Origin of the sequence: Lyngbya aestuarii BL J (genome assembly GCF_000478195.2) — a bacterium.
GTDB classification, from domain to species: domain Bacteria; phylum Cyanobacteriota; class Cyanobacteriia; order Cyanobacteriales; family Microcoleaceae; genus Capilliphycus; species Capilliphycus aestuarii.
Window position 1 is genome coordinate 1 of record NZ_AUZM01000089.1, and the last position, 20,964, is coordinate 20,964.

Annotated in this window: 17 protein-coding genes; 8 read left to right on the top strand and 9 right to left on the bottom strand. The window is 43.0% G+C overall.

Annotated features, from left to right (window positions below):
- Positions 1 to 241 precede the first annotated feature (241 nt).
- Positions 242 to 1,069 carry a DALR anticodon-binding domain-containing protein gene (locus tag M595_RS24080; protein WP_023069155.1) on the top strand — a complete coding sequence of 276 codons (828 nt, stop codon included), beginning with the start codon at positions 242 to 244 and terminating at the stop codon, positions 1,067 to 1,069.
- Between the two features lie 83 nt (positions 1,070 to 1,152).
- Here the strand turns inward: M595_RS24080 and M595_RS24085 are convergent, their stop codons facing one another.
- The 5 genes from M595_RS24085 to petP all read right to left on the bottom strand — a co-directional run bounded on the left by M595_RS24085 (position 1,153) and on the right by petP (position 6,872).
- Positions 1,153 to 1,359 (bottom strand): ssl0294 family protein, encoded by a 207-nt coding sequence (locus M595_RS24085; protein ID WP_023069143.1) that lies wholly within the window; start codon positions 1,357 to 1,359, stop codon positions 1,153 to 1,155.
- Positions 1,360 to 1,464: 105 nt separating this feature from the next.
- Positions 1,465 to 4,038 carry a transglycosylase domain-containing protein gene (locus tag M595_RS24090; protein WP_040484602.1) on the bottom strand — a complete coding sequence of 858 codons (2,574 nt, stop codon included), beginning with the start codon at positions 4,036 to 4,038 and terminating at the stop codon, positions 1,465 to 1,467.
- A 145-nt stretch (positions 4,039 to 4,183) separates the two neighbouring features.
- Positions 4,184 to 5,176 carry a chlorophyll synthase ChlG gene (chlG, locus tag M595_RS24095; protein WP_023069149.1) on the bottom strand — a complete coding sequence of 331 codons (993 nt, stop codon included), beginning with the start codon at positions 5,174 to 5,176 and terminating at the stop codon, positions 4,184 to 4,186.
- 106 nt (positions 5,177 to 5,282) lie between these two features.
- Positions 5,283 to 6,380: a Get3/ArsA fold putative tail anchor-mediating ATPase NosAFP gene (locus M595_RS24100; protein ID WP_023069159.1), complete on the bottom strand. Its 1,098-nt coding sequence runs from the start codon at positions 6,378 to 6,380 to the stop codon at positions 5,283 to 5,285.
- 285 nt (positions 6,381 to 6,665) lie between these two features.
- Complete coding sequence (petP, locus tag M595_RS24105; protein WP_040484603.1) at positions 6,666 to 6,872, bottom strand: cytochrome b6f subunit PetP; 207 nt, start codon at positions 6,870 to 6,872, stop codon at positions 6,666 to 6,668.
- Between the two features lie 637 nt (positions 6,873 to 7,509).
- Between petP and M595_RS24110 the strand changes: the two genes are divergently transcribed.
- Positions 7,510 to 11,292, top strand: coding sequence for a diguanylate cyclase domain-containing protein (locus tag M595_RS24110; RefSeq protein ID WP_040484604.1), 3,783 nt, complete (start codon positions 7,510 to 7,512; stop codon positions 11,290 to 11,292).
- A gap of 165 nt (positions 11,293 to 11,457) precedes the next feature.
- Complete coding sequence (locus M595_RS24115) at positions 11,458 to 11,988, top strand: phycobiliprotein lyase (protein WP_023069144.1); 531 nt, start codon at positions 11,458 to 11,460, stop codon at positions 11,986 to 11,988.
- 60 nt (positions 11,989 to 12,048) lie between these two features.
- Here the strand turns inward: M595_RS24115 and M595_RS24120 are convergent, their stop codons facing one another.
- From M595_RS24120 to M595_RS24130, 3 genes are all read right to left on the bottom strand, one after another.
- Positions 12,049 to 12,693, bottom strand: coding sequence for an SH3 domain-containing protein (locus M595_RS24120; RefSeq protein WP_040484607.1), 645 nt, complete (start codon positions 12,691 to 12,693; stop codon positions 12,049 to 12,051).
- An 84-nt stretch (positions 12,694 to 12,777) separates the two neighbouring features.
- Complete coding sequence (pheS, locus tag M595_RS24125) at positions 12,778 to 13,767, bottom strand: phenylalanine--tRNA ligase subunit alpha (RefSeq protein WP_023069150.1); 990 nt, start codon at positions 13,765 to 13,767, stop codon at positions 12,778 to 12,780.
- Between the two features lie 231 nt (positions 13,768 to 13,998).
- The gene (locus M595_RS24130; RefSeq protein WP_040484605.1) at positions 13,999 to 15,270 is read right to left on the bottom strand and encodes an RNA-guided endonuclease InsQ/TnpB family protein; all 1,272 of its coding nucleotides are present in this window, start codon (positions 15,268 to 15,270) and stop codon (positions 13,999 to 14,001) included.
- 128 nt (positions 15,271 to 15,398) lie between these two features.
- Here M595_RS24130 and surE point away from each other — a divergent pair, with 128 nt between their 5' ends.
- Both surE and M595_RS24140 read left to right on the top strand, forming a co-directional pair.
- Entirely contained in the window at positions 15,399 to 16,202 is an 804-nt protein-coding gene (surE, locus tag M595_RS24135) for a 5'/3'-nucleotidase SurE (RefSeq protein WP_023069157.1), read from the top strand.
- A 342-nt stretch (positions 16,203 to 16,544) separates the two neighbouring features.
- Positions 16,545 to 16,880 (top strand): hypothetical protein, encoded by a 336-nt coding sequence (locus tag M595_RS24140; RefSeq protein ID WP_238987134.1) that lies wholly within the window; start codon positions 16,545 to 16,547, stop codon positions 16,878 to 16,880.
- A gap of 180 nt (positions 16,881 to 17,060) precedes the next feature.
- Here M595_RS24140 and M595_RS24145 read toward each other — a convergent pair whose 3' ends face one another.
- The gene (locus M595_RS24145) at positions 17,061 to 18,782 is read right to left on the bottom strand and encodes an ArnT family glycosyltransferase (RefSeq protein ID WP_023069158.1); all 1,722 of its coding nucleotides are present in this window, start codon (positions 18,780 to 18,782) and stop codon (positions 17,061 to 17,063) included.
- 18 nt (positions 18,783 to 18,800) lie between these two features.
- On the opposite strand from M595_RS24145, the gene M595_RS31930 reads away from it, so the two are divergent.
- The 3 genes from M595_RS31930 to M595_RS24155 all read left to right on the top strand — a co-directional run bounded on the left by M595_RS31930 (position 18,801) and on the right by M595_RS24155 (position 20,745).
- Positions 18,801 to 18,956 carry a hypothetical protein gene (locus tag M595_RS31930; RefSeq protein WP_023069151.1) on the top strand — a complete coding sequence of 52 codons (156 nt, stop codon included), beginning with the start codon at positions 18,801 to 18,803 and terminating at the stop codon, positions 18,954 to 18,956.
- Positions 18,882 to 20,004, top strand: a protein-coding gene (gene prfB, locus M595_RS24150) for a peptide chain release factor 2 (RefSeq protein ID WP_152983631.1) whose coding sequence is annotated in 2 segments (ribosomal slippage) — positions 18,882 to 18,953 and positions 18,955 to 20,004 — 1,122 coding nt in all. Because the reading frame shifts where the segments join, the coding sequence is not laid out codon by codon here. The genes M595_RS31930 and prfB overlap by 75 nt, the downstream gene beginning before the upstream one ends.
- Before the next feature lie 129 nt (positions 20,005 to 20,133).
- Positions 20,134 to 20,745 (top strand): hypothetical protein, encoded by a 612-nt coding sequence (locus tag M595_RS24155; RefSeq protein ID WP_023069146.1) that lies wholly within the window; start codon positions 20,134 to 20,136, stop codon positions 20,743 to 20,745.
- Positions 20,746 to 20,964: the final 219 nt, after the last annotated feature.

Sequence of the window (20,964 nt, forward strand, 5' to 3'; positions counted from 1 at the left end):
ATAAGAAATGAAGGCATCAGAATAATACATTTTGGCGGAGGGAACCCCGTCTCTGCTGAGGGAGCCTGTTTAAGACCAGATAACCGCGACGGTGAAAGGGCATCGGGCTGAGAAATCAGAAGCTCACATTGTACCGCGGCGGTCAGTGTGAGTAGTTCACTCAGTCTTAACTTCTATTAAAGTGACTTCAATAGACGAATAAAACCCGCTTGTTCAAAATATTGATCTGTACAGTGGTTTTATGGATATCCCCAGGGTTCAATATTTTTTGGTTAACCAGCTACATCAGCAAATTCAAGATTCAGGAGTTAACATAGACCCCCTGGATATTCCCGTTTATCCCCTCAAAGATTCTTGGCCAATCCGATATCACTCAGCGATCGCTTTAAAACTGGCAAAAATTAACCATCAAAACCCTATAGAGATCGCCACTCAAATTGTTCACAGTTTGTCATTTCCAAACCAAGGGGTTGAGATGACTATGGAAGTCATACCATCAGGAATGATTGCATTTGAATTAACCGATCACGCGGTAGTCACTTGGTTAAAACAGATGACTCAAACCCCCTTATCTGCATCAAGTTTTTCCCCGACTTCAACTCAAACAATCTCTCTAAATCAAAACTTATTTGCTGTACAATACAGTCATGCCCGTTGCTGTTCAATTCTTAGGTTAGCTGATCGCGATCGCCTGATTACCTTAGCTCAACCCCATCTGCAAACAACCCCACCGCTATGGTTATTGATTAAACCTAATCCAATTCCCTGGCTAGACGTTAACGGAAAACTCCAACTCAATCATTACAGTGAACAGCAATTAATTTGGCAAATTATCACCGCCTTAGATGCGTGCTATACCTCATCTGAGATACAATACTGGCAAAACAAAGCCCATCAAATTTCTGATGCGTTTCAAGCCTTCTACAGTCAGTGTCGCATTTGGGGAGAAGTCAAACTCAAAACCCCAAAAAAAGCACAAGCCAGACTCGGATTAATCTTAGTCACTCAAGCCATATTACGATACATTTTACAAGAAAAACTTGCGATAATCGCCCCCTTAGAACTGTAAATTGATTCTCAAAATTATCCTAAAAAAAAGCCTGCTTTTGAGGTGCAGGCTCGATATAATTTTCTGAAATCTTTTAAGATTTTCTATTCAATTGTGATTGATTGTGGCCCTTTGTTACCATTACTTGCTTCTTCTGAAGAAGTTTGAGAGACTGTCGCGCCCTCTTTTGCTAACCAGGTTTTGACTGGATCATCAGATAAATTTAACTTGAAAACACCAGAAACAAAACCCCCGAAAAAAGCGATGGGCTGTTGGGTAAGTCCCTCGAAAATTGGCTTGAGTTCATCCATGACAAATTACAGTCTCCTTTTTTACAGTGAACAGTTCTACAGTAAACAATTACCCGTTATTTTAGTTTACAGTTATCGATTTTTTCACGGGTGACGGGTGACTGTTTAATAACCGCTATATCCATAGCCGCCGCTATATCCATAGCCGCCACTAGAATAACCCCCGCTATATCCATAGCCACCACTAGAATACCCCCCGCTATACCCATAGCCGCCACTAGAGTAACCCCCACTATATCCGTAGCCCCCGCTATACCCATCATTGTAAGAACGGGAGTTGTAGTTAGTCTTATTCGTATTAGAAAAGAACCGATGGTAGTCGGGATCATCTTTTTGAACCGCAGAACTTCCCGTCACAATGCTGTTGGGTTGATGAGGCTTGGCTTTGATACTCCCCTTGCGTCCTTCCAACTCCGGTAAGTCTGGGAAATCTTCAGCAGGAATATCTTCAACCACCTGCTTCATAAACTGACGCCAGTTATAAGCGGCCGTTTCACTGGTTCCCCAAGTCGGTTTGTTGTCATCATTTCCCAACCAAACTCCCGTCACCATCTGCGGAATATAGCCAATAAACCACAAATCTCGCGCTTCCTCAGAAGTTCCGGTTTTTCCGGCGACATTGCGATCTGATAAATAAGCTGGTGTTCCCGTTCCGCTTTCGACAACCCCTTCTAACATCCAAGTGGTAATCGCAGCACTCCCTTTATCTAAAACTCGTTTCGGTTTAAAATCTGCTTGATAAATCGTTTCACCTTTTTGGTTAACGACGCGACGAATTCCATGAACAGGAACATGATTCCCCTCATCGGCTAGCGTTCCATAAGCATTGGTTAACTCCAGCAAATTCACTTCATAAGCACCCAACGCCAGAGAATAGGTTGGTTTTAACGGGGAGTTAATTCCCATCTGTTGAGCCATTTTAATCGTCGGTTCAAAGCCCACATCAACCAACACTCTCACAGCTACCACATTCACCGAACTACTCAAAGCACTGATCATCGATCGCCAGTTATTCGAGTGACGGTTTCCATAATTCATAGGTCGGTAGCCATCTATCCGATAGGGTTCATCCTTGTAGCTATCATAGGGAGAAAACCCGGCTGCGATCGCCGTAGCATAAACCAAACCCTTAAACGTTGATCCAGGCTGACGTTGAGCTTGAGTAACGCGATTAAACTCACTATCGGCAAAACTTGATCCGCCGACCAGCGCCTTCACCTCTCCATTGCGAGGATCGATCGCCACTAACGCCGCCTGATCAAACGCTTGCGAACGCCCATCAATTTCAACCGCTTCTTTAACCACAGTTTGGGCGATTTCTTGCCATTTGAGATTCACACTCGTTTCAACCGTTAATCCTCCCAGTTCCAGTGCTTCCGGGGAGATATACTTCGGTAATTCCTTCTCAATGTAACTGGCAAAATAGGGAGCGCGAACTTGCAACCGTTTCGGTGAACTTGGCTGAACGGCAATTTTTTGTTGTTTAACCTGTTCGGCGCGTGCAACGGTCAACACCTCAGCATCGGCCATCCGCTGCAAAACCATATTCCGGCGTTCTGTCGCCGCCTCCAAATCGACCAACGGAGAATATTGGCTCGGCGCCGGAGGCAAACCCGCTAACGTAGCAATTTCGGAAAGCGTCAGACGTTGAACCGGCTTGCTAAAGTAGACCTGAGCCGCATCCGCCACCCCGTAAGCCCCTGAACCCAGATAAACTAGATTTAGATACTGCTCGAGAATATCCTCTTTGCTCATCTGGCGTTCAATTTTCGTCGCCAACAGGGCTTCGCGGAGTTTACGAACAATACTCCGTTCTTGATCGAGAAATACAGTTCGAGCCAATTGTTGCGTGATCGTACTTCCGCCTTCAACAACACCTCCAGCCAACAAGTTTGAGCCAAAAGCCCGAATAATCCCTTGATAATCAATGCCGTTGTGCTGATAAAACCGACGATCTTCAATCGCCACAAACGCTTCAACCAATTGTTCTGGAATTTCATCGAGCTTAACTTTATCGCGAGTTGCAGGGCCTCGCTGCATCAAAATTGTGCCATCTCCGGCTTTAATCGTTAAAGTGCCGTCTCGATTGTAAGTAGAAAGGTCAGTCACCTCGGGCAAATTTTGATAAAGCTGATAAAACTTCCAACCCCCATAACCCACACCTGCCCCGCTGACTGTCACCACACCAATACCAACCCAAACACTCACCCGGCAATACCAAGGCGTTTTACCTTCCTGGGGTGTCGGAATTTTCGATTTTACCCAAATCCATGCCCGACCCGACCAACGCTGTAGAGCCTGCTGATCCTTTTGATCGGGGGGAGTTGATTCTTGATCGAGATCTCCTTCTTGATCCTCAGACGAGTGATCCCATTCAGACGTTTCCTCAACAGCATTCGTAGAGGGCTTTAGAGAAGAATCTGTCTGTGTGTCTTCCTCGGTGGCTGACGATAATGACACATCTTGAGTCGAGGACGTAGGGTTAACGGCTGAATTCGATCTAACTCCTGTCATGGCGCTATCTGGCTCTGAGTTGATAAAAGTTGGATATTTTGTTTCACCCTGGTTGTTAGAGATTTGCCACGGCACGTCTCTAGACTCAGTGCGTTGATCATCGGAATCAATCGAGTAGTCTATAAACTTAGATTGATTTTCCGTATCCTGAGGAAATTTTGTCACGAGAGGCTCCCAAAATTCGTTGGAAACGGATATCTCAAGAGGATAGGTAGGATAAACTCAATCAAAAGTATATCCGTGTTCCGCTTAGGATATCTGTTATGGGGTTGAAAATCAACCTTTTCAAGTGTTTCTCTATCTAAAGAGGTTAAACGGCATGACCTAATGCCAAACCCACAACCAGCATCCCTAAGACCAAAAACGGTTGAGCGCTGGCTTGATATTTAACATCATTTTCTAAAGGGTTGCGTAGAAAATACATATCTTGGAATGTAATCTGAGGAATCACCAACAATAGCAGAATCGTTGCGTAGAGGTTTTGTTGGATGCTGATCAGATACACCGCCACACCTGCTTGAAATATATCAATCATCAACACACAAATCCAAGCCGCAGTTCCGACGCCAAACATCACCGGAAGTGATTGTAACCCCAGTTGGCGATCGCCTTCCACACTCTTGAAATCGTTAACAATGGCAATTCCCAGTCCTGCCAAACTGTAGAATAACGTCAACACCACAATCGTCGAGGTTAAATTTCCAAATAAAGCATGACCTGTCCACCAGGGTAAAGCAATATAACTCGCTCCCAAGGCATAATTTCCTAACCAGCCATTCTTTTTCAGCTTCAAAGGCGGAGCAGAGTAAATATACGATAAAAACGCTCCCCCCAGACACAGACAGGTAATAATGGGGAATTCATGCTGCGCCCAGACATCCAACCCATAGGATAAGGCGACTCCAGCAAACAACAAAACCAAAATTTGCGTCACGACTTGGGGAATAGAAATCACACCCGAAGGAATGGGTCGATAGGGTTCATTGATCGCATCTAAATCCCGATCATAAAAATCATTCAATGTTTGAGTATACCCCGCCATGAGTGGCCCTGCTAGCAACATACAAGCCGCAGCAATCAGAAAATCTTCTAAAGTCCAGGTATAGTTTCCCGAAGACGCCGCCCCACAAACCACACCCCAAATTAACGGAATCCAGGTGATGGGTTTCATCAGTTGTAGACGGATTTTCCAGATGGACTTTTCTCCGGGGGCAGCACCCTTCATGCCTAACAGTTGGCGAGTTTTGGCACTGCGATCGGGGTTAGAGTTCTCGCGAACTTGAGTTTCAGGCGTATCAGACATAACTTGTTATAGAAAATAGTGAGGAGTAAACAGCTTTTACAGTCAACAGTTTACAGTCAAGAGGTAGAAGTAAAGACCCCTATTCCCTGTTCCTTTTTTTAATGAACTAGAAAGAAATGATCAAGGAATTGTTTTGAAACTTAGCCCCAGTGACAGGTTTTCCGCGTAGGGAATCAGGGAGAAAGATATTGCGTCGCTGATCTCCGGCTTCTATGGTGACTTCAGGGCCGTATTGAGTCAGTTTAATTTGTTTTTTATCAAAACTGGGTAAAAATAAGCTCACTTGCCGTTTAGCCACGTCTATCGAGATGGAACGAGGGGCTGTTGTGGCGGAGGCGCTAAAGTCGGGTAAAGCTTGGGTTAAAATTTGCCAATCCTGAGCGGGAATTTTCGGCACGGAATGGATGTTGAGAGGATCAAAGCTTTGAGCGATCTCGTCGGTTAAATTGGCTTGATTGAGAATCACTCCACCCACCGTTAAACAAACTTGTTGAGCGCTTCCCCACAAATACCGGGCGGTGGCGAGGGAAATGTCATCGGCAGTTGTCACCAAATAAGCCATCACGCGGTTAGGATCAGCAACGGCGGCTTTTCCATCATCCAAGATATTATTGACTTGATTGGTGGGTTGGGTGAAGTTGTCAGCAGACAGATCCACACTCAATACAGCGCTGCTAACGGGTTGAGCAAAAGGAGAAATTGCTTTCCAGAAGTCAGAGTCGAGAAAAACTTGACGAAACCGACGCACATACCAGCTTAAAATCTCTGGCATTCCCAGCATTCTCAGGGTTTCTGGGCTGCTGATTCCATCATAAATAATCACATCATAGGCGCCGCTGGCATCGTACTGTCGAATCGCATTCAAGGCCAGCGCACTGTCCATTCCCGGTAGTACCCCAAGTTCCTGACCATAAACATTTTTAAAAAAGGGAGTCCGAACATATTGGGCTTCTAGGGTTTTGAGTTCTTCCCAACTCTCTTCGAGTAATTGAGCGCTTTTGAGATAAGTCGCTTTGAGATTGGGTGCAATGTCTGTGGGCTGAGAACCAACTGTTTCCCCCAAAAATAGGCTGAGGGCTGGACTGGTATCAAGACTTGCCAGGAGAACTCGCTTTCCTTCTTGTGCATACCGTTTAGCGGTTGCAACTGCAACTGTGGTTCGTCCAGTTCCACCTTTTCCTAGAAAGGTTAATATTAGAGCCATCTACTCTTTCCTACTGTATAAAATCGCGTACATTTTCTGGGCTTAACCGCACTTTGAAATCTTAGCGTATGTTTTTTAGTGATTTACCACAACTGATCAGCATTAGCTAGGAACAATCAGGTGAAGTCGGGGAGGCGTGTGACTCTCAAGGGAAATTTGTCTTTTTAGGGTTAACCTGATGGATGTCGCCCATAAAGCTGGCCGTTCCCAAGTGGTTTCTTTCCCCAATTCAACGTTCTATCCGTTAGAGTCACCGATAGCATGACTCCCCACCTCACGGGAAGTTTAAGATGCCGTTTCTAGTTCGTCTTCAAAGAACCAGGTTGAGAGGTTGTCATCGAGCTTAACGACAAACCCAACTCCACTCCCATCAACCATTTTGTAGTCTTCGACTGTGCCGAAAGGATTTTGTTTGATTTTTTTGACAACATTTTCAGGCATCCGATCTCTGATGCGGCATACCTTGACTTTTTGACCGATTTCGATTGCCACTTCCAGTGTTCTCCATATGACTCTCTACAATTAAACACTAAAAACCTCTCATCTCTGAGAGGAATGTTGATCTAGAATTGAGCTATCCATCGCTCGTAAAACCGATTAAACAAGACTTATGCGGTTTTTAGCCCGGTTGCTGATTTTGCACCAATCAGAGTTGAGGCGAAGGGCGCGAGGCCTAATTCCCAAAAGTCAGAAGTCGTGAGGTCAGAAGTTTAAGATCTCCCTACTTCCACAACAATCAAATTTTAGAGCGAGAATGACATGGCTCTGGGGTCAAATTTTAGCAGGGCTTCAGAATGTCAATGAATGTACATTCAATTTCCTGTTCTATTAAGCTAATATAGGAGAGAATCTACAATGTTCACTAAAACTTTGTAAACTTAACTTTAAGATTTTCCTTAGATATAAATTCAGATCTCTGTAGTGGATCTCAATCTTATTAATCTAACTCTAAAAAAATCTAAACAAATGATCTTATTTTAAATAGTTTGATCTTTGGGTGTACTTTGGGTAATATTTAAGCCAATATTTGATTGTGAGTAAATGTTATTAAATTAACAGATTATTCAAAGCCAAGACAAAAACAGCATTAGATTCACAACCCGGATCGTAAACTCGAACAAGTAGTGATATGAACGTCCCAAAAAAAACATCCAAAAAATCTTTTTATCGTCTGACCACGCCAGCCAAAAGGCAGCTAAATCTTGCCAAAAAACTTGACTTGATCGTTCAAGAAGCTTGTACATTCTTAAAAGTCAACCGAGTCAAAATTTATCAAATCAAGAATGAAGATTATGGGGTGATTATTGCCGAAGCTCTACAACCCGAAACCTTACCTGCTTTGCTTGGCTTGCATTTTTCCATTCAAGATATTCCAGATGATGCTCTTAATCAATTTAATCAAACTCATCAACGAATTATTATAGATGTTTCAGCCAAACGAAAAATTATTGATCATGCAAACTTATTCTGGGATCAATCTAACCCTTCCAATCGTGATATTTGCTATGCACCAGTCAACGAATGTCATCTACAATATCTCCTCGGAATGGGAGTTTTATCCTCTTTAACGATTCCCATTTTTCACTGGGAAAAACTATGGGGTTTGCTCATTATTCATCATAGTGATCCACGACGTTATCATGAAACCGAACTTCAAACACTCGAACTCTTTAGTAAACAAGTTTCTCTGGCGCTAGCCCAAGAAACGATGATCGCTCAAACTGAATACCAACACCAACAGGAAATCGCGATTACTCGCATTGACAAAATTTTTGCTCAAAACCTCGACAATCATCAAATTTGGCAAACAATTCTCGAAGAAAGTATTACGATTTTAGACGCTTCGGGAGGACGACTCTACTTAACAGATGATCTGACTGGTCAATCATCTCGCACATATACTTCGGGCGAACAACCCAGCCAAACCCAACTCGAAAATCATCCCAGTTGGCAACAGTTAATCCAAGAAAATATTCATCCGGTTAGCCAGAAAATTGACTCAACTCAGTTTCACGATATTGATGAGATTCATCCCCTGCAAGCAAACTGGCCTCGGGGTTATACCGTTGCAGACTTTTCTAAACATTCCCATCTTAAATTCCTCACTGAAGCTTTTACAAATACCTCTATTGACTCATTATTAATTATTCCTCTGGGATCTCGCCATCAAATTATCGGTTGTCTCACCCTATTTAGAACAGAACAAGAAATTGAAATTCAATGGGCGGGCTATCCAAACCAAAATCCACGCAATCAGATTACCGGACAATCCTTTGAAACCTGGCGAGAAATTCGGCGAGAGTCTCCGATTTGGCAACTCCATCAACTGAAGTTAGCACAATTACTAAACTTACATCTTTATACCACTTTTATTCAACAACAGCTTTCTCGCTTAATTAAGAATCAAGCTTCCTATGACAGTGTTACGAAACTGCCGAATCATATTGTTTTAGAACAACAACTTACCCTAGCATTGATCGATGCCTTACACAATGCAGAAATCATTGCAGTTGCTGTTTTAGATCTAGATCGATTTAAAAAGATTAATGAATCCTTTGGGTATCAAGTTGGAGACCAACTGTTACAAGAAGTTGCTGTTAGATTACAAGACCGTTTAGCACAATTAAAACTCAAGAATAGCTTACTGGGGAGTTGGCATGGAGACGGATTTGTATTGATTTTATCGGAAGTTGCCTATGCAGATGATGCGATTTCCTTCTGTCAAAGCTTACTCAATGTTTTGAGTGAGCCATTTTATCTTCAAAATCAAGCAATTTACCTCAATGCTAGCATCGGAATTGCGCTTGCTCCTTATGATGGAGAAACCTCAGAAACGCTACTCATAAACGCTGAAATTGCTCTAGATGAAGCCAAGCAGTATGGGAACACCTATAAGCTTTATTCGCCTCAATCTCAGCTTCAAAATCACAAGCTTTTGATCTTAAAAACGGATTTAAAACAAGCGTTACAACAAGAAGAATTTGTCGTTCACTATCAACCAAAAATTGAAATTTCAACCGGAAAATTAATAGGCTTAGAAGCTTTAGTTCGTTGGAATCATCCCCGTCTAGGGATAATTTCTCCTGACTTATTTTTATCTAGCTTTGAACAAGCGAATCAGTTAAAAAATATTGATGCTTGGGTTTTGAAAACCGTGTGTAATCAATATAAAACCTGGCAAATGATCGGATTAAATATCCCAAATATTAGTGTAAACATAGCCTTACAACAGTTGAATTATGAAAATTTAGTTGAGGTCTTAATTGAAATTTTTAAAGTAGAACAGATCGAACCTAAGTCTCTAGAGTTAGAAATTACAGAACCCAAGCTAATGTCTGATTGGAGTCACTCCATTAACCGACTTCAAAAATTGATAGATCAAGGACTTCAGATTTCTATAGATGATTTTGGTCGGGGGTCTTTTTCTCTAATTTCACTCAAAGAATTACCAATTAAAACCCTGAAAATTGATTCATCCTTTGTGGAAGATTTAATGAGCGATCCGAAGCAAGGTGCAATCCTAGAAGCATTGGTTAGTTTAGGAAATGCTCTAGAGTTTAATGTCTTAGCAAAAGGAGTAGAAACTCGACAACAGTTAGAATTTCTTCAATCTATTGGCTGTCATCAAGCCCAAGGCTATCTGATCAGTCATCCTCTATCAGGAGAAGCTATGATCGACTGGTTGAGAAAACCTCAAAACCCAACTTCTATTCATTCTGAGTTACACCCAATTAACAGATCAATAAATTCTCCGGGAGGAACTGTAGTTTCTGTATCTGAAGATGTCAGACCAATGATGCAGATCGAACAACAGAAACTTGCCGAAAAAATTCTCGAATATGCTCACTTAAAAGAAGAATTAAAACAGCAAGTGATCCGTGAAAAACTTGTCATGGAAATTGTGCAGAAAATTCGTCAATCTCTCAATCTGAATGATATTCTCAAGACCACAGCAGATGAGGTTCGACGGCTTCTAGATACAGATCGGGTGATTTTATTTCGCTTTGATGCTCAGTGGAATGGAACTGTAGTCGTAGAATCGGTTTTACCCGGTTATCCAGTCAGCTTAGACGATGACATTGATGATCCTTGTTTTCGAGAAAACTATGTGAAATATTATCGTCAAGGACGAGTCAGAGCCATTGAGAATATTCAACAAGCGAATTTAAACGAGTGTCATATTGAACTTCTAGAACGCTATGCAGTCAAAGCTAACTTAGTCGTTCCGATTATTTATCAAGATAAATTATGGGGATTGATGATTGCTCATCATTGTCGCGATACTCGATATTGGGAACAGCATGAAATTACCCTGCTGAGTGAATTATCTGCTCAGACAGCGATCGCTATTCATCAGGGACAACTGTATCATCAACTCGAAATCGCCAATCAAGAATTAGAGCGTCTAGCCGCCCGAGATGGATTAACCCAAATTGCCAACCGTCATTGTTTTGATCGAGTTTTAGAAAAAGAATGGCAACGACTGATGCGCGCGCCGGATCAACTCTCGTTAATTTTATGTGATATTGATAGTTTTAAACTTTATAACGACACCTACGGGCATCAAGCGGGAGATTATTGCTTGCAGCAAGTCGCCCAAGCGATCCAAGCCGGAGTGAAACGTCCAGCAGATTTAGTTGCTCGCTACGGAGGAGAGGAGTTTGCGGTGATTTTACCGAATACTTCCTTAGAAGGAGCGCTGCGAGTCGCCGAAGAAATTCGAGTGCGAGTCAGAGGGTTAGGAATCTCTCATACGGGATCTGATCATCAATGCGTCACCCTCAGTTTGGGAGTAACGAGTTTAATCCCAAGCACGAGTTCATCGGTTTCTAAGCTCATTGGAGCCGCAGATGAGGCTTTATATCGGGCTAAAGCAACAGGACGCGATCGCAGTTGTTGTTCTTCGACCTGAACTCATACTCCGGCAATCCCCCGAGGCTGGTAAACTGAAATTTAGGAACAGATACCGACTAGGCTTCCTAGAATTAGCTTAATCGGTTTCTCTGCTCAGGCAGTCTGTTTTAACAATTCGTGACTCAACTTTTTTCAAATTAGACTAAACACATACAAAAGCTTGATGGATATTAAAGAATTCCTAGAACTCTCAGTGGGGAAGTGGTTTTCTCAACGCACAATTCACAACTTATCCTCCGGACAATTGCAGGCGGGTAAATCTAACCTGACGATTGATTTTTTACCTGAAAACGAACCCACTATTATCCAACTGTGCGAACATTACCAAGTGAATCCGAGCGACGCTTGGAAGGGGTTAAAGCTAACTTGGGAAGGAACAGTAGACGGTGACTCTAAACAACAAGCCGGGTCAACGATTTTAGTTCCTTTAATTGATGACAGTTCACCACAAGCGGGTCAATTGTTGCAAACTCGACCGGGTGCTGATCATTCTCCCTTCAAAACCTCCAAAGGTCATTATCTTTTAGGAGAGGATGAAGTTTTAGTTTTAACGACAGAAACCGATACATTTTCGGTAGAAGAACGGTTATGGTATCTGATGCCGAATTTACGGCTGCGAACGACTGTGGTTAAACAAAATAATGGCTTAACCCAAGCTTCTTTTTGCTCAGAAATTCGTATGGGTGGGAAGTAGGCTTTCACTCGTGACCTGGGTAGGGGAAATTGATCGATTGCCCCTACGATTAACGGTTGATTAGCGGCACATAATTAAAGTATTGGCGGAGATAAAACCTGCTAACGGTTCAACAATTTCTACCCAATTGCGAGGTTCATTATTAGCATCGCCAATCAGTTGATAATCCTCAACCAGATAAACTTCTTGACCTGTCGGAACTCCTCCAACCCGAGATGAAAAGCGAGACGGCTTCGCCCGAACTGCTACCCCTCTTGGGGCTGCCCGTCGGTCAATACGACGACACAGAGAAGCGCTTTGTTGGGGAGGCTGAGAAATGAGATCATCGGAACACAACACTAAGTTACTCCGTCCGTCTGGATAACCATTAGAAATAAATCCACGTACAGGATAGGTAATTTCAATCCAAGTCCGACCTCCCGGCCCTCGAATCCCTTCAGAATTGCGAACAAGAGTCACTTCATCTCTGTAACGCACTCCCCCAACACGAGGAGAATTGGGAGTCGGTCGCCGACGAACGGCTAAACCTTGAGGTTCAAACACTTGACGGCACAGATCCGATGTCGTTTGACCCACTCTCGTTTCAGAGGGCAAAAACTTAGACGGAGTATTTTTTTCATCTGCGATCGCCCGATACTGAAGCCCGATCGCAATTATGAATAAACCACTCAACCCGGACACCCACCGAGATCCACAATAGAACATATTTTCCCGTTCAACTCCTAACAAACCCACACATTTGACCAGTCCAAGCGGGCATTGCTTTCAAACCCCTGCAATTGAGAATGATTAGAATTGTCTCAAAAAACGTAAATCACTGGCATAGACACGGCGAATATCATCAAGCTGATGCAAAACCATAGCAAAGCGTTCGACCCCAAATCCGGCTGCAAATCCGGTATATTTCTCTGGATCATACCCCACCGCTTGAAAGACATTCGGATCAACCATGCCACAGCCCAAGACTTCTAACCATTTCCCCTGCCATTGTAAATCGACTTCAGCCGAGGGTTCAGTAAACGGGAAATAACTCGCCCGGAACCGAATTGGTAAATCCCCAAACATCTGACGCAAGAACTCTTTAATCGTGCCTTTGAGGTCACTAAAACGCAATCCTTCATCAACGGCTAACAGTTCGATTTGATGAAACACGGCGGCATGAGTCGCATCAACGCTATCGCGACGATAAACCCGACCGGGTACTATTACTCGTAACGGAGGTTTACGCTGTTCCATGTAGCGAATTTGCACCGGAGAAGTATGGGTTCGCAGCAAGTTCCCACCGGGGAGATAAAAAGTATCCTGCATATCTCGCGCCGGATGATCCGGGGGCATATTCAAGGCTTCAAAGTTATAATAGTCACTTTCCATATCTGGCCCGGTTGCCACCGTGTAGCCCAAACCGACAAAAATATCCAGGGCGCGATCAATAATGCCGTTAAGCGGGTGAATTTGACCTTGGGGACGATAAATTCCCGGCATGGTTACATCTAGGGTTTCACTCTGGAGTTGGGCTTCAAGTTGGGCGGCTTGAAGGGCGGTACGTTTGTTGTCTAAGTCGGTTTGAATGGCTTGTTTAACTTCATTAGCCATTGCCCCCACCCGAGGACGTTCACTCGGATCGAGTTTGCCCATTGCCCCTAAGACTTGAGAAAGTTGACCTTTTTTACCAAAGTAGTTGATTCGCAACTGTTCGAGTTGATCGAGAGTGTCACAAGTGGCGATTTCATCTTGGGCTTTTTGGCGTAAATCTTGGAGTTGGGTGTCAATTTGAGTCATATCGGAAATTTTCAATAAACAACTTTTAAGTTCAAATGATGCTTAACAGAACAGATGGAATCAATCACAGGTTGTTCGGCGCAAAAATCGTAACATTGATCGATTAACATTACACTGATTGTTGAGTGTTCGCTATTGAGTCCTTGGCGAAACATTTATATTCTGCCCTAGACCTGCACTACAATCGCAAATTGCATCTTTGACACTCACTGCCCTAAAGGACAGTGATTCTTAAGGAGTAAATTTAACGGCGTAAACGCCATCAAATTTAACCCTTAATGGCATAGCCAAAGATGCCGCTACTCTGTCCGGCGTAAAGCCATTGAGATTACTTTTTCTTCCTATATTTGCTGCGGCTTGACAGTCTGCATTAACGATAAATCCATGTTTGGATTTGTACAAACCTCGCTTAATACGTTTGCCACTAAACTGATATTCAGTTGGATTGTCAGCGTTAAAAACCGGAAGTTCATCACTATCAATAAAACTGGCTTTCGAGGTATAAGATTCTTCTTGATCGATATAATTCCAGCCATATCGTTCACACATTGCATCCAGCTTCATCCGAAAACTGTGGTGAGGGATTTGTACAAACTTTTGATTGGTCTTTTTGCCCAAGTTAATTTCTTTTTTCATCCCCGGATTAACACCAACCACAATGTTTGTGACTTGATTTTCCAAACACCAATCTGCAATGTACCTTACCGCTTTGTTCAAATAGTCCCTAACTCGATTATTTCTATTGACAACAATTTGAACTTGTTGAGTCGTAATTCCTTTGATTCCCTGTCTATCCTTGATGGATGCAAGTCTGGCATTTTGCTTGTTATACCACTGGTTAATCGATTTCAGTTTTCTGCCGTCCAGGATGAACGACGACGCAGTATTAGATACACAGGCTGCCAAGTTGTCCAGTCCCAAATCTATTGCCAGGGAATTGTCACTTTTTTTAGATTCGGGCGTATCTTCTTTAACAATAAACTCAACCTCAAAAAATCGAGCATTATATTTCGGGAGTACCCTAACTTCCTTGAGTTCCTTGTCTTTAAGTCGTTCTGGAAATGGAATTTTAACAGTTCCATATTCTTGTTTAAAAGCTCTCGATATGGGAATATTGAAGAATCCATCTTTGACCTTGATTCTGGGTATGATCAAAGGGAAATAACCATCTTTTGGCAAGTACCGAGGCATGAGGATTTGCTCAAATCGGTACAGTCCCTTTTTAGCCGCTTGTATCAATTTCAAGAAGGACTCAAAAGAACGGCTAACAACTTTCAATGTTTGCTGTGCAATATCAGTTGGAAGGAGTTTGTAGTTCTCATTCTCCTTACATTGATGGTAGTTAGATTCGTAGCGAAGATAACGCTTCTCAGCAAAATAGAACTGCCGAATATTGTACAAACCCACGTTGTACATATTCTTAGACAACCTGCACAACTGCCTGAGAGCTTCAAACTCTGTACTCGACAGGTTTCTGATTTTGTTCTTCTGAGTGAGATACATCCATCTATTTTCGCTACACCTAGCATTTTACAGCGAATAGGTGTTTAGTGTAAACAAAAGCCTAAAGGCTTTCAATTGTCTTCCTCCACCGCCTAAAGACGGTGGTTTCCAACTTAAACGAGGCTATTATGAAACTTTTAATTAGCAATGATGACGGCATTTTTGCCCAAGGAATTCGTAGCCTTGCCAATCATCTGGCGGATGTGGGCCATGAAGTGATTGTGGTTTGTCCCGATCAAGAACGATCTGCAACAGGTCATGGTTTGACTTTACATCACCCGATTCGCGCTGAAAAGGTGGAGTCGGTTTTTCATTCGGGAGTAGAAGCTTGGGCTTGTTCGGGAACTCCGGCTGATTGTGTAAAGTTGGCTTTGTTTGGGTTACTGGAGACACAACCGGATATTGTTCTTTCTGGGGTGAACCACGGGCCAAATTTGGGAACGGATATTCTCTACTCGGGTACGGTGTCGGCGGCGATGGAAGGGATGATCGAAGGAATTCCCAGTATTGCGTTGAGTTTGGGAAGCTATTGCGGGCGAGAATTTCAGGGGGCGGTTCGTTTTGCGGAACGGTTGGTTAAGCAATTGGAAACACAATCCTTGCCTCAGACGATGTTGCTCAATGTTAACATTCCGGCGGTGGCTGAAAAAGATATTATGGGCGTGATGATTACTCGTCAAGGCATTCGTCGCTATGTTGATACGTTTGAAAAGCGAGTTGATCCGCGTGGGAAGACTTATTACTGGTTAGCCGGAGAAGTGTTAGAAGATGCTGAAGATCCACAACAGGCTGTAATTAATGATGATTTACCTACGGATGTACAAGCTTTACGTCAGAATTACATTACTATGACTCCCTTGCAATACAATCTCACGCACACGACCGGATTAAAAGAGTTGCAGATCTGGCACGATCAAAATAGCACAGATTGAGGGGCAATGGGGTGCTGGATTGCTTGACAGATATAAGTTATTGTGATAATTGTCTTAACTTCTTTTAATACGGGTCTTGTTCTTTTTTCGGAACGTTAACTGACTCTATTTTTTGAAGTTGTTACAATCCGTATTCTGGGGGTTGATGGAATTGCCAGGAGCGTTAGACTAGATATAAAGAGCAACAAAGTGTCACATCGCTTATGCTACAAGCGTTACTACTTGGGTTCTTGGGGTCGTCAGTTTGATCTATTTGAGTTATTCTGAGTCATTTTGTCTATGAACGCTGATACCTTCAATACATACTCTGTTACTTGCCCGATTTGTCATCACACAAGCATTGTGTCTTCAGTGGGGATATTAGGTGGGCTGTTTACTTGTCCTCATTGTCATACTCACTTTGTGATCAGCAACAGTGGCCATTTTGTCCGTGATCCTTTTTGTCTGAGAAAGTGGGCTGTGGGACAAATGTTACGTCGCCAGAGTCATCCTTGGGCGAGAATTCGCAGAGACTTATGGCTGACTCGACGGTTTCCGTTGGCGATGTTAGTCAGTGGGATTTTATTTATCAGTTTAGCAGTTGCGGCCAACAACCAACTCAGTTCTGAACAAAATCTACCCGGTATTCAGTTAGAGTCGGTGAAGGAACAAGAATCAAATTCTCAATCTTCTGAGTGAAGTTGAATTAATTTTATTAATGTTATTGAGTTTTGTCAGCGATTTTTGCAACTTTTGTCAGCCACTTTTAACTGTAATTTTTGCTCAGATTTAATCCAATCAATCTGGGGAAAGCCCATCAAAAAACACTCTAGACATCTAGCCCTGTAATTTTCAATTAGACTAACCTTTTGATCAAGTTTAAATTGTTGATTTTTGAATGGAGTTTTCACAACAGGAATTCTGGGGAGTTTGGGTTTTGTTTTTGGTAATGAGTGTCCATCCAGACACGGTACCTAAAGATTTGACTTGATCGAGTTGAAGTCGTTTTAAGCTGGCAGCATCGAGTAACAAATAAGGATGAGGAGATTGCCATTTTTGTTTCAACTCCTCATCTCCTATGGCTCGAATTTTACGATCACTATAAAAATTCAAGGACGGACGAGAATAGGGATGAGAAGTATAGATCAAATCATCCGCAGATGTTCCTTGTTGAACTAAAGCGGCGACGGGTTTAACCGGATAATCTTCGGCGAGTTCCCAAACCCAATTGTTAGAACTCACAAACAAAATTAAGGAAACATACATTCCCCAAAATAAAATGATTAAAAACTGTCGATCTTTGCGATAAAGTAATAAAGTCGTCAGGGCAAATGTGAGCGATAATGCCGCTAAAGTTAACTGTAAATCAATTTCATTTCCAGCAACCGGAAAGGCGGGAATTAAATCAGCAAAATACAGACAACCTAACCAACCGATCAAGGTTAACAGGGCAAAAATAGGGATGAATTTGTGGGGTAAAGGTTCGGGTAAATCTTCGAGTTGGTGATCATTTGCTTGCCATTGTCCAGTTTCGCGATCGCCTTCTCGCCAAACTTGGGCAAAATAACCACCCACGGCTAAAGCCAAAGCCGGATAAATCGGTAGAATATACCAGGGAAGTTTGGTCGTCATTAGGGAAATAGAACCAAAATAAACCCCAGTCCAAACTAAAATTAATTTAGCCCAACTAAAATTTCGATTTTTCCAGGTGAAAATGAGTCCGGGTATCCAAAAAATTTGCCAAGGCCAAGCATATTTTAAAATCTCTAGTAAATAATACCAAGGAGCGCCTTGATTATTTTCGACAGACTCCCAAATGCGTCGCCATGATTGAGATCCTAAATTAATCTGAAAAAACTCTTGATCATATTTTAGCCATTGGGCAGAATACCAAATTGCTACCGGAAGCAAACCGAGTAGTAACCCTAGCCAAAGATATTTACACTGAAGCAGTCGCGGCGTATCCCAAACTAGAAAGATAAAAGCGATCGCACCTAGTAACAAAGCCAGAAAAATTCCTTTGGTTAAACACAACAGTCCAAAGGCTAGTCCTGAACCGAGAGCGTAACGTAAATCTCGACGCGATCGCAACACACAACCGAACATTAAAATTAGTAAAAACAGCACCGTTCCATCTAACATCGCTAACCGTCCATGTCGGACAACCGGAAGCAACGTCAGATAAACTAAAGCCGAACAAACCGCCGCAGTTCGTTGACGAAATAACTCTAACCCCACAACATAAAGCAGAGGAACAGAAGCCGCCGTTAACAGGGCTGACGGAAAACGAGCCGTCCATTCGTGAATCCCCGCAAAGTGGTAGACTGTAGCAATTAAATTATGGACAAGCGGGGGTTTGTTGAAATAAGGACTACCATGCAAAGTCGGATAAAGCCAGTGCAGATCCCCTTGGATAATTTCTCGGGCAACTTGTGCAACCGTCCCTTCATCCCAGTCTCGCAGTGCCACACCGCCAAGATTGAGTCCAAACAGCAATAAAGCGGCAATGAACAGTCCGAATATCCATAAAGAATTAGTCCACTCCTGGTGATCGGGAGTTTGGTTTCTGGGCTTACCTGTCGCAAAAATTTGATGAGACATAGATTAAGGGAATTAAAATTGCAGACACAAGCGCGAGAAATTCCCGCTAAAATCTACAGTGTAACTTTTGTCAAAGAAAGGTTGTCAGTCGAAGGTAATATGGAAGTTTTAGAAATCAAACGCGAACTCGAAACGTTATCTGAGCGCCTGGGTAAAACCCAGGACTATCTTTGACCTACGCCTACTCAACGCGAGGGTAAAAGATTTAGAGCAAATTGCTGCCCAACCCGAGTTTTGGGATGATCAAAGCACGGCTCAAAATACACTCCAAGAACTCAATGATCTCAAATCTATTTTGCAGCAATATCAGCAATGGCACAAAACCATCGAAGATACTGATGCCATTGTGGAGTTGTTGGAGTTGGAAAGCGATGAGTCTCTGTTAGCGGAGGCAGAATCGAATCTAACCCATCTCAATCATGATCTTGACCGTTGGGAACTTCAACAGCTTTTATCGGCTCCCTACGATAAAAATGGGGCGGTTCTGACGATTAATGCAGGCGCGGGTGGAACGGATGCTCAAGACTGGGCGGAGATGCTGCTGCGGATGTATACTCGTTGGGGAGAAGCTCACGGTTATAAGGTCTATCTGGCGGAATTGTCGGAGGGCGATGAAGCCGGAATCAAGTCGGCGACTCTGGAAATTGAGGGTCGTTATGCCTATGGTTATCTCAAGTGTGAGAAGGGGACTCATCGTTTGGTGAGGATTTCTCCGTTTAATGCCAATGGCAAGCGGCAAACCAGTTTTGCTGGGGTGGAAATCATGCCGATGATTGATCAAGGCGTACACTTGGAGATTCCTGAAAAAGATTTGGAAGTCACTACCTCCCGTGCAGGGGGAAAAGGGGGCCAGAATGTAAACAAGGTGGAAACGGCGGTGCGTATTGTTCATCTTCCCACCGGAATTGCGGTTCGTTGTACTCAGGAACGTTCACAGTTACAGAACAAGGAAAAGGCTTTAGCATTGCTAAAGGCGAAATTGTTGATTATTGCTCAAGAACAACGCGCTCAAGAAATTGCCGAAATTCGCGGAGATTTGGTCGAGGCGGCTTGGGGAAATCAAATTCGTAACTATGTTTTCCATCCCTATCAGATGGTTAAGGATTTGCGAACGTCTGAGGAAACGACAGCGATTGATGATGTGATCAATGGTGAGTTGGATCGTTTTATCCAAGCTTATCTGCGTCAGGAAAATCAACTGGTAACGAGTGAGTCTGCTTGAGGCTCGGATTTTGTATTTGTTTTAAAGGAAGGGAGAAATTTGATCAATCCCTTCCAAAATTAAGGGATAAAATCTACAATCGAGTCTATTCATTAAGTTTAGAGTTGAGCAGTAGGAGGACGCAGAGTAATGTCCAAGATCTATAGCACCGATGAACTCATAGAAATCTTGAATTGTGAACGCAAAGCTTGTTTAGATGGAGAGCGTCTCAATTTATCTGCGACTCCGGCGGTGGGGAATCCGGTGATTGATTCTTTTCTCAAACCCGAAGGAATTCAAAAATTTACGGCTTATCAAGATTTTAAAGCGGCTATTCATCGATATCAAATTGATTACCAAGTTTCGGGGATTGTTTGGCGAGAAATTACGCTCTGTGGAAAAACGCTTTGTTATCCGAGAGTTGATGATCAATTGATGGCTTTACCCCAGGATAAGTTAACGCTACAAACGGCGAAGTCTCAAGTCCTTGAGTTTTGGTATGAGGTGACAGGAGATATGGATTTGTATCTCAGTTTGAATGCGGGGAAAGATTATCGTCGGATTCATCCCCAAGATGTGGATGCCATTGCTCAACGGACAGAATGGGCTTGTATTTTAAAATGGGAAAAGTCTAATTTTTTAGAAGTTTTATTACAATTGGGTTGGGGACAACCTGGAGAGGCGTCTTATCGTCGGGGATGGCCTCACTCGGGAAGTGAATCAATTCATGCAGTGAAACCGGGGAAGTCTCCCATTTGCTGATTATTTTTTTAACTGTTTTTTGCTGTGAACTACTCACACTGACCGCCGCGGTACAATGTGAGCTTCTGATTTCTCAGCCCGATGCCCTTTCACCGTCGCGGTTATCTGGTCTTAAACAGGCTCCCTCAGCAGAGACGGGGTTCCCTCCGCCAAAATGTATTATTCTGATGCCTTCATTTCTTATGTAGAGTGCGGCGTTACTGTCACAATCGTGGTGAG